The sequence below is a fragment of the Sphingomonas sp. P3_C6 genome (genome assembly GCF_056402595.1).
The window spans coordinates 14,737-30,121 of sequence record NZ_JBFUHB010000006.1 but is presented as its reverse complement, the minus strand read 5'-3'; the positions used below and the strand labels follow the sequence as shown (position 1 = coordinate 30,121).

General features: G+C 60.8%; 12 protein-coding genes. 2 read left to right on the top strand and 10 right to left on the bottom strand.

Going from position 1 to position 15,385, the window contains the following annotated elements; translation table 11 throughout:
* Positions 1-6: 6 nt before the first annotated feature.
* From AC1DT7_RS08820 to AC1DT7_RS08795, 6 genes are all read right to left on the bottom strand, one after another.
* A complete protein-coding gene (locus AC1DT7_RS08820; protein ID WP_478035566.1) occupies positions 7-333 on the bottom strand; it encodes a hypothetical protein in 327 nt (108 codons plus the stop codon).
* A 1,062-nt stretch (positions 334-1,395) separates the two neighbouring features.
* Positions 1,396-2,370 carry an NADPH:quinone oxidoreductase family protein gene (locus AC1DT7_RS08815; protein ID WP_478035565.1) on the bottom strand — a complete coding sequence of 325 codons (975 nt, stop codon included), beginning with the start codon at positions 2,368-2,370 and terminating at the stop codon, positions 1,396-1,398.
* A gap of 11 nt (positions 2,371-2,381) precedes the next feature.
* Positions 2,382-3,617, bottom strand: coding sequence for a cytochrome P450 (locus tag AC1DT7_RS08810; RefSeq protein WP_478035564.1), 1,236 nt, complete (start codon positions 3,615-3,617; stop codon positions 2,382-2,384).
* Between the two features lie 50 nt (positions 3,618-3,667).
* Complete coding sequence (locus AC1DT7_RS08805) at positions 3,668-5,353, bottom strand: flavin-containing monooxygenase (protein ID WP_478035563.1); 1,686 nt, start codon at positions 5,351-5,353, stop codon at positions 3,668-3,670.
* 449 nt (positions 5,354-5,802) lie between these two features.
* Positions 5,803-6,537: a Crp/Fnr family transcriptional regulator gene (locus tag AC1DT7_RS08800; protein ID WP_478035562.1), complete on the bottom strand. Its 735-nt coding sequence runs from the start codon at positions 6,535-6,537 to the stop codon at positions 5,803-5,805.
* Between the two features lie 5 nt (positions 6,538-6,542).
* Entirely contained in the window at positions 6,543-7,685 is a 1,143-nt protein-coding gene (locus tag AC1DT7_RS08795; RefSeq protein ID WP_478035561.1) for an alpha-hydroxy acid oxidase, read from the bottom strand.
* A 128-nt stretch (positions 7,686-7,813) separates the two neighbouring features.
* Here AC1DT7_RS08795 and AC1DT7_RS08790 point away from each other — a divergent pair, with 128 nt between their 5' ends.
* Together AC1DT7_RS08790 and AC1DT7_RS08785 are read left to right on the top strand one after the other, a co-directional pair.
* Positions 7,814-11,230 (top strand): indolepyruvate ferredoxin oxidoreductase family protein, encoded by a 3,417-nt coding sequence (locus AC1DT7_RS08790; RefSeq protein WP_478035560.1) that lies wholly within the window; start codon positions 7,814-7,816, stop codon positions 11,228-11,230.
* A gap of 52 nt (positions 11,231-11,282) precedes the next feature.
* Positions 11,283-11,408: a hypothetical protein gene (locus AC1DT7_RS08785; RefSeq protein ID WP_478035559.1), complete on the top strand. Its 126-nt coding sequence runs from the start codon at positions 11,283-11,285 to the stop codon at positions 11,406-11,408.
* A gap of 55 nt (positions 11,409-11,463) precedes the next feature.
* Here AC1DT7_RS08785 and AC1DT7_RS08780 read toward each other — a convergent pair whose 3' ends face one another.
* The 4 genes from AC1DT7_RS08780 to AC1DT7_RS08765 form a co-directional block, all read right to left on the bottom strand.
* Positions 11,464-11,721 (bottom strand): FAD-binding oxidoreductase, encoded by a 258-nt coding sequence (locus tag AC1DT7_RS08780; RefSeq protein ID WP_478035558.1) that lies wholly within the window; start codon positions 11,719-11,721, stop codon positions 11,464-11,466.
* Between the two features lie 79 nt (positions 11,722-11,800).
* Entirely contained in the window at positions 11,801-13,432 is a 1,632-nt protein-coding gene (locus AC1DT7_RS08775) for an AMP-binding protein (protein ID WP_478035557.1), read from the bottom strand.
* A 43-nt stretch (positions 13,433-13,475) separates the two neighbouring features.
* On the bottom strand, positions 13,476-14,117 hold the full coding sequence (locus AC1DT7_RS08770) for a TetR/AcrR family transcriptional regulator (RefSeq protein ID WP_478035556.1): 642 nt from the start codon (positions 14,115-14,117) through the stop codon (positions 13,476-13,478).
* The gene (locus AC1DT7_RS08765) at positions 14,114-15,307 is read right to left on the bottom strand and encodes an iron-containing alcohol dehydrogenase (protein ID WP_478035555.1); all 1,194 of its coding nucleotides are present in this window, start codon (positions 15,305-15,307) and stop codon (positions 14,114-14,116) included. Before AC1DT7_RS08765 ends, AC1DT7_RS08770 begins: the two co-directional genes overlap by 4 nt.
* Positions 15,308-15,385: the final 78 nt, after the last annotated feature.

Sequence of the window (15,385 nt, the reverse complement as noted above, 5' to 3'; positions counted from 1 at the left end):
CCGGCCCTAGCCGATCTGTCGGCTGGTGATCGAGACGTCGCGCCCGGCAACGGCAACCGCGACGATTCTCGGCGCGTCCTTCACGTCCCCATGGCGCAGGTTGATCGAGATCGGCGCATCGCCGAACCTGTCGCGATGCTTGCGGACCGAGGCGAAGCATGCCTCGAGTGAACCATGATGCGACCCATGAACGGTGACGAGTCCGGCACCGTTCAGCTTACGCCATATCCAATGCGTCATCACCGAATGAAGAGCGTGATTGGCTACATTCTCAATATAGATCTCATATTTGTTTTGGATGATTTTCATACCAGCAAAACACATGCCGATCACTATCGTTCCGGTTCAGAAATTATATCGTCATATACTTCGATAGTTCCAGACTTTAAATTCGATGAAATCGGATATCCTATTAATTAATATCCGTTCATCTTGAACTTTTCTTGCGTGCTCGAAGTGTTTTCGAGCGCCTTTATTGGAAAAAGGCATTGTTCCGGCATGCCCAGCCTCTCCGGTGGAACGGCACCGGTCAATCGACGGGCGGCGCTCTTGCTCACGCAAAAATCACTTCGGCCCGAACATCTCGTGCATCTTTGCCGGACAATGGTCTTCCGACGTCTCCCAGCGCAACGCGGCAAGCATCTTCGAATCCGGGCCCGCTGGATAATCCTGTCGCCCTATTCCGTCGCCGCGGAGAAGACCGCCTCGGCTACCTCTGCTTCAGTGCAATAGGCCGTGGGATAATCACCCATCTTCGCGAAACAAGCGTGCGCGAAGGATTCATACTGTGCCGGAATGAGGCGTCGGGCTCATAGGCAAGCGATTCGGTGAAGCCCGCCTGGGACGCACTCAGCCGCGGCGCCAAGCCGCTCCACCCACTCACCGAAGAAATCGGACACGACTCCGCCAGCGCGTTCAGCACCGGGTTCCGTCGGCGAATCGGCTGCGCGCCGCGCGACGGCGGCAGAGGTGTTGCAGAAAATTGATGGTGTGCGCGGTCGGAATCGAACCGACACTCCTTGCGGGACCGGATTTGAGCAGCACAAATGCGATCTAAGTCATTCTAATACAGCAATATTATGCAACAATCTTCAAAACTGTGTAAGGTTTTGTGTAAGGTTATCGGCTTTGCGCTCTGCCTATTTGTCTTTTGCCATGTTCCTTCCAATCCATGATTTTCAGAACATCCGTTCGACCTTGGCTTCACGTAACGCGGTGCGGTGCCTGCCGCGACCGGAACCAACTGGACTCAGCCGATCGCTAGTGCTCGCCTCCATCATACCGATGACGACACTGGTTCCCAACCGCTCTCTAAGGATCATACGCTGCTTACCGGCATAACCGAGCTTATCGTCATCGCGTTTTGTGAAGCCACCTTGCCCTGAGAAAGTTCGGTCAGCGTGTAATGACGATCTTCCCCAGCTTGTCGCGTGCAACCGTGCGGGCGAGGGCATGTTCTGCCTTGTCGAGCGGATAGCTTTCATAGACCGGTGGGTCGATCATGCCGTCCGCAGCCTGAGCGAAGAGGGCCTGCCAAATCGCACGAGCGCGCGGCATGTCGTTTTCGGTCAGATGGCGGACATCGACGCCGATCAGCGACGCGCTTTTGATGAGCGCAAGGTTGACCGGGAGCCTCGCTATCTCGCCACCGGCAAAACCGAGAACGAGATGGCGGCCACCTTTCGCAAGCGAGCGGAAGGCCGGCTCGAGCATCGCGCCCCCGACCGGATCGACGATCAGATCGAGGCCGGAGGGCGGCAACAGATTGCGCAGGGCTCCACGCCAGTTCTCGACCGAATAATCGACGCTGGCCCGCGCACCCAGCGCCAGCGCCCGCTGACGTTTTTCAGGTGACGAAGCTGCCGCAATGACATGAGCTCCGGCTCGCGCGGCCAGATGAACCGCCGCCGCACCCACACCGCCCGCCGCGCCTAGCACCAGCACGGTCTCCCCGGACTTCAGACGACCCCGGTCGAACAGCGCATAGTGAGAGGTGAGATAATCGACGATCATCGCCGCCGCCGCACCCGATTCCAGACGGTCGGGGATTGGGATCAAAGCTCCCGCTGTGGCAAGCGCAAACTCGGCGACACCCCCGCCCAATTGCCATACCGCCACCCGGTCACCGATGGCGAAACCGTCGACGCACGGACCGATGCTATCGATCGTACCGGCAATTTCGCCGCCCGGAACATAGGGCAGTTCGGGCTTGATCTGATATTGGCCGGTCACGATCAGGCCATCGACAAAGCCCAGCGCGGTCGCATCGACGCGCAGCCGCACTTGCCCCTCGGCGGGTTCGAGTACTTCGGCAGTGGCCAGTCTGAACAGGTCCGTTCGTCCGAGTTCCTGTCCGATGAGGTGGCGCATCGTCGCGGCAATCACCAGCTTGCGTCGAGCCTCGTCAGCCCGCGGAACAGGAAGCTCTCGCGGAAGTTGGCGTTTTCCCAATCGACCGTCATGTTGGGGAACGTCTTTGCGAGATGCTCAAACGCCATGCGTCCCTCGATCCGGGCGAGCTCGGCACCGACGCAAAAGTGGATGCCGCCGCCGAACGACATGTGATCGGCAGCGCCCTCCCGACTCACATCGAACGCGTCGGGGTCGGCAAACTTTCGACCGTCGCGATTGGCGGCACCGACCAGCGTCAGCACGCGCTGCCCGGCGCTGACCGGATGGCCCCCAATCTCCGTGTCGTTGAGCGCGGTACGATAGGTCGCGACGAGCGAGCTTTCGTACCGCAGCGCCTCCTCGTTGGTGGAGGCGGCGAGACCCGCTGGATCGGCGACCAGTCGCGCCCATTGATCGGGATGGCGATGCAGACGGTAGAGGCCGTTGCCAATGATATTGGCGGTCGTCTCGAATCCCGCGCCGAACAGCGCGATTGCGACCGTCGTCGCTTCGTGGATGGTAAGTCCGTCCAGGGTCCGACTGGTCTCGGCCAGTGCGGTCAACAAATCGTCGCGCGGATTGACCAGCCGATCTTCGAACTGCGCGTTAAAAAAGGCTTCGAGTTCGTCGATCCGCCGGTTGGCGATGGCCTGCTCCTCCGACGTCAGCATCCGCGCTTCCATCACCACAAAGGCCTCGGGAATGGCGGCGACCAGCTGAGCCATCGCAGGATGGCGATAGTCGATGCCCATCAGCTCGCATATGACCATGACCGGCAGCTTGTAGCAAAATTGGGTGATCAAATCGGCATGACCATCGGCGATGAAGCTGTCGGTCAGTTCCTGGCAGATCCCGCCGATACGGTCCTGCAGCCCGCGGACGCGTTTTGCCGTGAGCGATTTGGTCACGAGGCCGCGAACGCGGGTGTGCTGCGGCGGATCAAGCATGATGAACGCTTCGGACAGCCAGCGGTAACCGCTGTTCGCCATCACATCATAGTCCGCGCCATAGAAAAGCTTCAGATTGGCGACGAAATCCCCGGTGCCGAAATCCTTGCGGTTCATCAGCACTTCGCGGACATGATCGTAGCGCGACACCACCCAATAGCCGAACTTCGACCAGTGGAATGGATCATTCTCCCGGATCGCGGCAAAGGCCGGATAAGGGTCCGCGAACAATTCGGGGACGGACGGATCGAATGGCTGTACCTCGACCAGGGTTGCCATGACATTTCTCCCTCTGACTGATTCCCGTCCGCGCTCTGCCGGGCGCTGGTTCAGGCGGTTTGTTCGATGTCTTCACCAACCCGCGCTTGGCTGAAAGTCAGATCGTCAGGGTTGGCCTCGCGAGTCATTCGCCAGAAGCTGTCATTGCGCCATGGCGTGATCGCCACGACACGACCGCGCGAGTTGCGATACCAGTTTTCGGTGCCCGGATGGGTCCAGACCAGTTTCTCATGCGCCGCGTCGAGCCGTGAGACATAGTCGTTATAGACATCCTCACGCACCTCGACAGATGTCGCGCCTTCGGCGATCAGCATCTCGATGATGCGCATCGCATAATGAGCCTGACTCTCGATGTTGCGGATCATGCTGCCGCCGTGGCCCGCGCCCACGTTGGGGCCAAGCAGGATGAAGAAGTTCGGAAAACCCGGGACCAAAGTGCCGAGATAGGCCGACGCATTGTCGCCTTCCCAGAATTCGCGCAGCACACGGCCTTCGCGACCGATAACGTCATACGATCCAAGCACGTTCGATGCCTGATAGCCGGTGGCGAGTATGATGATGTCGGCCTCGACCTGCTGGCCCGACCCGCTGGACAACGTGCTACCATCCACCTTGGCCAGCCGCTCGGGGATGAGCATCACATGAGGTTTTCGCAGCGTGCGATACCAGCCATTATCGAGCAACATCCGCTTTGCAAACGGTGGATAGTCGGGCAGCACCAGCGGCAGCAGGTCCTGCCGGTCGCCCAGTTCCTCCTGCACATAGCGCGTGAAATATTCGCGGTGGCCATCGTTGATCGCATTGACCGCGCGCATTGGCTCGGACCAGTCGGGGTCGCGGAACAGGGTGCCGTGAACCCGATCGTTGAACGTCCAGGATAGTCGCTGCTCGACCCAGCCGCGATAGAGCGGGAAGATCTCCATCAGATAGCGTACGCCCTCCGGCACCGGCTTTTTGAACTGCGGAAAAGGGGCGGCCCACTGCTTCGACCGGGCAAAGATCGTCATCGCGCCGACCTGATCGGCAATCGCGGGGACGACTTGCATCGCCGAGGCACCGTTGCCGATCACGGCGACGCGCTTGCCCGCCAGATCGATATCGTCGGGCCAGTTGCTGGTGTGCAATATCTGTCCGGTGAAGCTCTCAATGCCCTCGATTACGGGGATCTGCGGCATATTGAGGATGCCGACCGCGCTGATCACGATGTCGGCGATATGCTCGCTCTCGGTGCCGTCTTCGGCTGCGACGGTGACCTTCCACTGGTTGGTGGCAGAGTTCCACTCGGCGCGCTGTACCTTTACGTTGAAGGTGACGCGGTCGTACAGCCCCTTCTCACGCGCGGTATCGAGCAGATATTTTTCGATTTCGGGCTGACCAGGGAAGTAGCGCGTCCAGTCGCTCGGTCGATTTGCGAAGGTGTAGGTGAGGTTGGGCGTGTCGACGCCACAGCCCGGATAATGGTTTTCAAACCATGTGCCGCCGAACTCGCTGTTCTTTTCGAACAGGTGATAGCCGATCCCCAGATTACGCAACTCCATCGCGGCGCAAATGCCCGATATACCGCCACCGATGATGATCGCCTTTAGCGGCTTGGCGGCCTTGGCGGGTGGCGGAGCGGGTGGGTCGAGGCGCAGCGACGAGGCAACGACGTCCCCATATTCATCGGGCACGACCTCGCTCATCGACACGCTCAACATCTCGGCGAGTTGCTTGTTGGTCGGGCGCGCGAGTGCCAATGGGGATCCACCCAGCCAGGCAATTATCGCGCGATAAGCGGCATCACGAATTTCGCCCTGTATATCGTCKGCAAGACCCCCGGAATCATTGTCGTCGAGTCCCCGACCACGACGCGGCGCATAAGGGCTTTCCAGCCATGCCTTGTCACCGGTCAATTGGACAAGGCAGAGTAGCAGGGCGGGGATATTCGCATGGTCCACACCATCGCGAAGCCTGACGCGATCGACTTTATCGCCGCGGCTCCCGAGCTCCGTGATATTCTGTGCCGTCATGCCACTCCTCGCGCAGCCTTATGGCTGCCTTCATTGCTTTGGACTGCACTCGCAACGGATGCGATAATGCTACTGTCGATAAGTAATAGATACTCATCAGTATATGTCAATTCGAAGTAGCGTGTTTCGGCCATGCATTGGCTTGACGATTTTGGCTCAAACGGCGGAGTCCCAGGTCATCTTTGGACGGGATCAGGTCCGCTGTCTGCGGGGAAGTGCCGTAGTTTCCAGCCCCGAGCGGCAATCTGCCGCAGTTCAGGAAGGTTCTGGATCACCAGCCGACCATGGCGCGTGGTGACCAGCCCCACTTTACGGAACTGCCCCAAAACGCGATTTACCGACTGGCGGGTACCGCCAACCATCAAGGACAATTCGGTCTGGGTAATCGCACGCGAAAAGCCGTGGCCGCCCTCGACGGGCACGCCGAACGTGTCGATAGCGTCGACGATTCGTTGCGCCAGCCGACACGATAATTCGTCGAACGCGAAGCCCGCGAAATAGTCGCTGAGCAGCCGCATGTGGCGCGACAACAGCCGCAGCAACGCGTCGTTGATCGAGGGATGGATCAGGCGAAGTTCGTCGATCATCGTCCGGGAATAAACTTCAACTTCTACGTCCTCGAACGCTTCGGCGGTCTGCGGCCGGGGTTCGCCGTCGACAATGCTGCTGGTGCCGAAACAGTCCCCCGGCTCGAACAACTGGTAGAGAAGCTCGCGCCCGTCCCGCTGCATTACCGACAATCGGACGAGCCCGGTGTGGATACGGAACATCTCATCGCCGGCCTCGCCCTGACCATAGATCAGTCCTCGCGCAGGCACGTGTCGTACCCGCGCTCGCTCGGACAGTGCCGCCAGCGCCTCCGGCGTCATCCACCGGGTAAAGTCGAAAGTGGCGGGGAACGCCTGGGCCACGTGAATCAGGCGACCATATCGCGGTCGATCGAGGCGCAGTCGGGTGCGCCGAGCAGGATCATCGTTCGCTCCAACTCCTCACGCAGGATCGCAAGCGAACGGGTGACACCCGCTTCCCCGCCCGCCGCCAGCCCATAAAGATAGCTGCGCCCGATCGACACGGCATCCGCGCCCAACGCGAGCGCTTTTGCAATGTGCTCACCGCGCCGGATGCCGCCGTCGCAGATGATCGTTCCCCGGCCCTTCACCGCGTCAGCAACCGCCGGGATGGCGTTTACCGGTGCGCAGGCGGTGCCAAGCTGGCGGCCTCCGTGGTTAGAAACCATGATCGTATCGGCACCAGCATCGACCGCACGGACGGCATCATCGGCGCGAACGATGCCTTTGATCGCAAGCGGCCCGCCCCATCGCTGCGCGAGCCATTCGACGTCTTTCCAGCCGAGCGAACGGTCGAACTGACTACCGACATATTCTGCCAGCGTCGTGGGCCCAGCCTGCATCGCCTCGACCCGATGGGCGACGTTGACGAAGTCGAACTTGCGCCCCAAAAGAGCCGGGAGCGACCACCAGGGCTTGGCCGCATAGCTTAAAAAACTCTGCGGCGTGAGCCGGGGCGGCAGGCCGAAACGGTGGACAATGTCGCGCTCGCGCTTGCCCGCGACCAGCGTGTCCACGGTCAGCACTAGACCATCATAACCCGCCAGGCGCGCACGCTCGATAAACTCTTCGGTAAGGCCGCGGTCCTTGAAGATGTAGATCTGGAAGAGCTTCGGTGCGCTGGTTTGGACCGCCATGTCCTCGATCGTCGTCGTGCCGAGCGTCGACAGGCAATAAGGCAGTCCGGCGGCACTGGCCGCACGCGCCACGGCCAGTTCGGCATCGGGATGGAACAGTCGCGTCAGCCCGGTCGGTGCCAGCATCAGCGGCATCGGAAGGCGGCGACCAAACAGTGTCGTTCCCAGATCGAGTGCGGACACATCGACCAAAGTTCGCGGTAGCAGGCGAAGATCGTCAAAGGCGGACACCGACTCGCGCAGCGCGATTTCATCCTCTGCACCACCATCGATATAGTCGAACACCGGGCGCGGCAGTCGGCCAATCGCGCGGTCGCGCAGGGCGGCGACATTGTGACAGCGTGCAAGCTTCATCGTCGCTTCCTCCCTTTCTACTTTTCGTGGCCCTCATAATCCGGTGGCCAAGCTGCTGCTGTCACATATGCGACAGTCTCTCCCGCTGTACGATGATATGTCCGCCCAACAAGGATGGGATTGGTGCAATGATCACGCTCGACGACAAATGGAACTGCGTCTCCGGTCGAATTTTGCTCAGCGGAACACAGGCGATCGCGCGCGTTCTGCTCGCGCAGGCTTGGCTCGACGAGCGCGCTGGGCTGAAAACTGCAGGTTATATCTCGGGCTATCGCGGTTCGCCGCTGGGCAATGTCGACAACACACTCTGGTCGATCGGTAGCCAACTCAAGGCGTCGCACATCCATTTCCAGCCCGGCGTCAACGAGGATCTCGCCGCCACCGCCGTCGCCGGTTCGCAGCAGATCGACCAGGTCCCCCGCGCGCGCTTCGACGGTGTGTTTGCGGCGTGGTACGGCAAGGGCCCGGGCGTCGACCGTTCGCTGGATGCCTTTCGCCACGGCAATTATGCCGGAGCGCATGCCAAGGGCGGCGTCGTGCTGTTCTATGGCGACGACCATGCCGGCAAATCCTCGACCGTCGCCTTTCAAAGCGAACAGGCGGTGTCGGCCTGTATGGTGCCGGTCTTCTACCCGGCCAATGTCGGGGAGATCGTCGAATATGGTCTGCACGCCTATGCGCTGTCGCGACACAGCGGATCGTGGGCCGCGATCAAATGCGTGAACGAGGTGGTCGAACAGACCGCGACCGTCGACATCGACCTGCCCAATTTCGCGCCTGTCTTGCCGGCGATCGCCACGGTTCCACCTGAGGGGCTGCACGCGGCGGTTCGCCCCTTCAACCCGCTGCGCGCAGAACAAATCGTCATCGAGAACCGCTTCCCCGCGATCATTCCCTATGTCCGTGCTAACCGGATCGACCACGCAATCTTCCGGGCTGAACAGCCAAGGATCGCAATTGCAACCGCTGGCAAAAGCTATGGCGACGTACGTCAGGCACTCGACCTGATCGGCCTCGGCGAGCGCGAAGCCGCCAGCCTCGGTCTGTCTTTGTACAAGGTCGGATGCATCTGGCCGCTCGACGGCGAGACGCTCGCTGATTTTGCGCGCGGCCATGAAACGCTGTTCGTCATCGAAGAGAAAAAGAGCTTCATCGAGCTTCAGGTCGCGACCGCGCTCGTCAATGACCGCGCGGCCCCGCGACTGATTGGCAAGAAGGATATCGACGGCAAACCGCTGCTATCATCGGCACTGCAGCTGGAACCCGCTGACCTTGCCCGCATCATTGCCAGACTGCTCGGCATCGAGGAGCGAGCCCCACTGTCGGGTTCCACGGTCACCCCCAATAGTGACGCCAAACGCACCCCCTATTTCTGTTCGGGCTGTCCGCATAGCCGATCGACGCGCATCCCCGAGGGGAGCCTTAGCATGACCGGCATCGGCTGCCACACCATGGCGAATTTTGTTCGTCCCGATGTGGCGATGCTGCCGACGCAAATGGGTGGCGAAGGGGCCAACTGGCTCGGCCTCGCGCCGTTCACCGACATGCCCCATATTTTCCAGAATATGGGCGATGGCACTTATTATCATTCAGGCCTGCTCGCGATCCGGGCTGCGGTCGCCGCAAACGTCAACATCACCTACAAGATACTCTATAACGATGCCGTTGCGATGACCGGTGGACAGCCGGTTGATGGGCCGATTTCGGTTTTCGAGATTGCCCAGCAGGTGCGGCATGAGGGCGTTGGCGAGATTGTCCTGCTCAGCGACAATCCTGGCCAATATGGCAAGGGTGAAGGCCTGCCCGCGGGTGTCACGATCGGCCATCGCGACGAACTCGACACGGTGCAGCGGCGCCTACGCGAACTGTCGGGCTGTTCGGTGCTGATCTACGAACAGACCTGCGCCGCCGAAAAGCGTCGTCGCCGCAAACGTGGCACGATGGTCGATCCGGTGAAGCGGCTGTTTATCGCCGAGGAAGTCTGCGAGGGCTGCGGCGACTGTTCGGTCCAGTCGACGTGCGTCAGCATCGTGCCGAAGGACACCGCACTCGGCACCAAGCGCGCGATTGATCAGTCGAGCTGCAACAAGGATTACAGCTGCGCCAACGGCTTCTGCCCGTCCTTTATCACGGTAAAGGGCGCGGGTCTGCGGAAGGCGAAGACGGCAACGTTCCACGATAGCCTGTTCGCCGACCTGCCGGAGCCGATAGTGTTGGGCGGCAACGTCAACATGATGGTTGCCGGGATCGGTGGCACCGGGGTCATCACCGTCGGGGCCATCCTGAGCATGGCCGCGCATATCGATGGGCTTGCCGCGTCCGCTTTCGACATGACGGGCCTCGCTCAAAAGAACGGTGCAGTGTTCAGCCATTTGCGATTTGCCGCCAGCGTGGGGGACCTGCACAGCCAGAAGCTCGGCGAAGGTGAAGCCGATTTGATGCTCGCGTTCGACCTCGTTGCTGCCCTGTCGGCCGATGCGGTCAGGTCGCTCGGCAAGGGGCGGACCCGCGTCATCGCCAACACCGAAGTGGTTCCGACCTCCGCTTTCCAGTTCAACCGCGATTTCCGGCTGGAGCCCGAAGTATTGCTGGCGCGGCTGCTCAAGGCGATCGGTTCCGATGCAATTCACGTCCTCGATGCGACGGGCATGGCGACCCGACTGATGGGCGACAGCGTTGCMGCCAATATGATCGTCGTCGGCCATGCCGCCCAATCGGGGCTGCTGCCGGTTTCGGTCGCGGCAATCGAGCAGGCGATCACGCTGAACCGGGTGGCAGTGCCTCTCAATCTGCGCGCATTCCGGCTGGGACGGCTGTCGGCTTATGCACCCGACCGGATCGCAGTCACTGCCACGCCCCCGTCACCGCTGCCGGAGACGCTGGACGAAATCGTGGCATTTTGCACCCGCCATCTCACCGACTATCAGGACGCGGCACTGGCTGAACACTATCGCGCTATCGTCGTACGCATCGCCAGCGCGGAATCTGCCGTCGCTCCGGGATCAGAGCGGCTAGCCCGGATCGTGGCAAAGAATCTTGGTTCATTGCTGGCGATCAAGGATGAATATGAAGTCGCGCGGCTACTCACCCTGCCCGCGCTGCATGAGCGGTTGAAGACCCGCTTTGCCGACGGCGCCAAATTTAGCTTCAATCTCGCGCCGCCGATGCTTGGTGGCACCGACCCGGATGGCCGCCCGCGCAAACGTGAATTTCCAGCATGGGCCGTCCTGCCGCTGTTTCGCATACTCAAAGGAATGAAGGGGGTGCGCGGCACGATGATCGATGTTTTCGGCTATTCCGTGGAAAGAAAGGCTGAACGTGCGCTGGCCAGCGATTATGCGGCGCTGGTCGATCGTGTCGCCGCCCGCCTGACCCCGGCAACGATCGATGCCGCTGCAAACGCGCTCGATCTTGTCAGCGGGGTGCGCGGATTTGGCCCGGTCAAGATGGCGGCAATGGCCGAATACGCGCCGCGCCTTGCTGCAGCGGAAGCAGCCTTTGATGGGGAGATCGTCGCGTCTCGCAGTCAGGTCGTGCTGGCATGAAAACCACCAATCCGGTCTTCAACGCAACACGCTCAAACTGGGCGTATTCTGCATGAACACCATGCCCGCGCTGACCACGGCACCGGAGCAACTCAAGCCGATCTGGGACGATTGCGTCCGACTGGTGCAGATGGCCGACGACGCAGGACTCGAAGCTTCCGTGCCGATTGCCCGGTGATAGGGTTATATCGACGATGATTTCGGCCATGCGTCGAACTATGTGCTCGAACCGTTCACCTTCGCCACCAGGCACGCGCCAAGGGTCCATCCGCTGATCGTCGCCAAGCGAGCTGCCCCTCCAGCGCGGTGCCTGCACCATAGGGGATGATCGGCACCCGATGCTCACCGCACAGCCGCATGATAGTCACGATCTCCTCGGTCGTGAGGGGAAAGGCTACCGCATCGGGCGGCATCGTCGCAAAGGGCGCTTCGCTTGCGCCATGCTGCTCGCGCGTCGGCAGGTCGAGCTTGAACCGATCGCCCAACAGCACAGCGATGCTCGACAGGAATACCGATTCAAGCGGTCGCCGCAGTGTCGCCGTGCTTTTCGTTCATGGCGCGCCCTTCGCTCTAACCCGCAAATACCTCGCGGCGCACCCGCAGCCCGGCTTTCTCGCGATCCCAGGTGTCTGCGGTCACCGCCTGCAGTCGAAGATCGTTCTTCAGCACCTTGGCCGAAGGTGTCTTGGGCAGCTCGTCCATGATCCGGATGTAACGGGGGACCATGAAATAAGGCATGGTTCCCATCAGAAAGGTCGCCAGTTCCTCATGGTTGATGGTCTTGCCCGGAACCGGTGCCACGACCACCATTACCTCGTCCTCGGAAAACTCGCTCGGTACAGCGATGGCCGCGCATTCGCGGATGTCGGGATGGGCGCAAACCTCAACCTCGACTTCGAAGGAAGAGATATTCTCGCCGCGACGACGGATCGCGTCCTTCACCCGGTCAACGAAATAATAATAGCCGTCCTCGTCGCACCGGAACGCATCACCTGTATGGAACCAGCCATTGGCCCAGGCCTTGGCCGTCGCCTCCGGATTGCGATTATAGCCGCTGTTCATCGCAAAAGGCCGATCGCAGCGCACCAGCATCTCGCCGATGGAACCGACGGGCACTTCACAATCGTTCGCGTCGACCAGCCGGACTTCGGCACCCGGCCGGACTTTGCCGCAGGTGCCGCGCTTGGTGGGGTTCGCCTCCGACACGATCGGCGACGAGATCTCCGTCATGTTGAAGATTGTATAGATGTCGATGCCGAACCGCTCGGCAAACGCAGGCGCGACATCGGTGAGTGGCACCATGAAGGCCGTGCGCACGCTGTGGTTGCGATCTTCGGGCGAGGGTGGCCGCTTCATCAGGAAATTGGCCATCACGCCGAGCAGGAAGACCATCGTCGACTGGGTTCTCCGGGCGATTTGCCAGAATTGTTCGGTCGAAAACGACTCGATGAGCGCGACCGATGCACCGCGCGCCAGCATCACGAAGGGCGGCCCCATCCCACCGATGTGGAAAATCGGGGCGACGCACATATAGCGGTCGTCCTCTCCCACCATCGGCCAGGATTCGGGACCGGCGTTCGTGAACATGTGCAGATAGGAGGACAGCACCCCCTTCGACGGCCCGGTCGTGCCTGACGTATAGATAATCGACTGAATGTCCCAAGGCTCGATGGGGCGGTCGAGCGGCGCGACACTGTCGCCCACCAGATCGTCGAACCGGTTGACCGGCATGCCGAGGTCCGGCACAGCGCCGCCAGTGGTTACCACCAGCTGCTCGATTTCCGCCAAATCGACCTCGGCCAGCCGCGGCGCGAGATCGGGGTGGACGATCATCAGCTTTGCGCCGGAATTCCTGACGACATGGGTCAGCAAATTGCCGCGATAAGCGGTGTTGAACGGCACGAACACTGCGCCAAGATAATTGATCGCATAAAAAGCGAGCAGGCCATCGCGACCGCTGGGAATGAACGCCGCGACAAAATCGCCCTGCTTGACGCCCAGCTTCTGTAGCCCCGCCGCCTTTGCGATCACGCGACGGCGCAGTTCGGTGAAGCTCCACTCCTCGCCGTCCTCGAAGATAACGTGCGTCTTGTCGGGCCGCTCGGTCGCCCAACGGTCGATCAGATAGTGCAACACGCACGCATTGCGGTTCGGAATACGCGGATCGGTGAAATCGCGCGCGCTGTTTTCGGTGACAATCACATTCAATCTCCTCGACCCTTTTCAGGGAGGCGTGACTCAGTGGTTAGTTGACGCCGATAAGGCGCAGGCAGGCCGTGACGCACTGATCGACGACTTCTTTTCCGGACCGTTTTCCGCCCGGTCGGAAACAATAGCTGATCCAGCTCAGCAGGCCGCCTATCCAGATCGACATCGAGGCCGCGTCCGCCGCCGTGACATAGCCATCGCGCACGCAATCCTCGATCAGTCGTCCGATGCGAAGATCGAATTCATGGCGCAAACGCAGGATGCGCTGTGCATCTGTGCGCTCCAAATTCATCATCTCACGCTGGTACACCAGCAGGTCTTCGTGCCGGGCGACGATGATCTCGGCCGCTTCGCGCAACGAGGCGACGAGCAGATCGAGCGAATTGAGTTCGGTTTCCGCGATCCGATCCAGCGCGGCCAGCGATTCCTGCACACCAATTTCGCAGATCGCGCTGAGGATCGCGCTTTTGCCTTTAAAATATGTGTAAAGGAACGGCTTGGTCGCGCTCAGGCGATCGGCCAGCATTTCCAGTGTCGCCGCCTCATAGCCACGCTCGCAAAACAGCGCGCTCGCTTCTTCGAGGATACGCGCTCTCTTGAAAGCGACAACGCCCGGCTTAATTTCCCGGCCGGTTGGGATGGAAGCAGGTCTGTTCATGGCGACTACGGAATTGGTCATGCGGCCCTTCTTAATATCTCCAGGATATCGGCTGGTGATCTAACAGGTCTTGGATTGGTCCGCCCCCATATATCGAGCATGGTATATTCTGCTACCTTCTGGAACTGATCCTCATGGACCCCGACTTCCTTGAGCGAACGCGGCATGCCGAGCCCACGGATAAACGCATCGAGACTGTCCGACGCGGTTTCGTGCGTGTTGCCCAGACAGGCGTTGATACGCACCTGAGGGGAAGCGTCATATTCAGCATTCCACGCCAGCACCGACGGCGACATGACGCAGGAACAATAGCCGTGTGGCACGTTGCAGGTGCCGCCCAATATGTGGCCGATCGCGTGGCTGGCACCCATCGGCACGCCACCGATGATCGAGATCATCGACTGCCATGCGCCGACCTGACATTTCAGGCGACCCTCGATATCCTTGGGGTCCGCCTTCGAACGGGACAGCCCCTCGACCAACAACCGCAACGCACTGTCGGCGAGGCCGTTGGCGAAGTCGTTCGACTTGTCCGACGCCATCGTCTCAACCGCATGATCGACCGAGCGGACACCCGTCGACAGCCATAGCCAGTCGGGCGTGTAAACGGTCAGCGCCGGATCGAGCACGACCATGATCGGAGCCATCATCCGATGCTCGTAACCCTGTTTGTGCATCGTCACTTCGTCGGTCGAGCCCGACAGCGCGTTGAACTCGCCGCCCGACAAAGTGGTCGGCACGCAGATTACCCGAATGTCAGGACCGACCTTGACCGGATTGACGACCTGTCCTTCTTCGGTGACGTAAGTGCGAAGCGGCTCGAAATCCTTGACCGTGCGCACGTCGTGCTTGAGCAGCAGCGCCACGATCTTGCCCGCATCCGTCACCGATCCGCCGCCGATCGTGACTATCAGGTCGGCACCAACTTGGCGCGCTGCATTGGTGGCGGCCATCACGTCCGACCGGGGCGCATGCGACGCTATTCCGCTGTGCGTTCCCGCATGCCGGTCGCCGAGAGCCTGTTCGATTTGAGTGATTTCGTCGGTTGCTTCGCGCAACGTGGTCGACACCAGCAGAAAAACCTTGCGGGCGCCCATCAACTCTGCCTGTTCGGCAATCGCTTCTCGCGCCGGGCGGCCCATCGTTACCCGCTCTGTAGTGGTAAAAGTCATCTGGCTGGATGCGACGCCACCCGCGACGGTCTCAGTCATCCTATTATCCTTATTGCTGGTTTCAGCCACAGTGACACAGTACACCGCTACTGTACAGTATATTTTCAGACCAGCGGT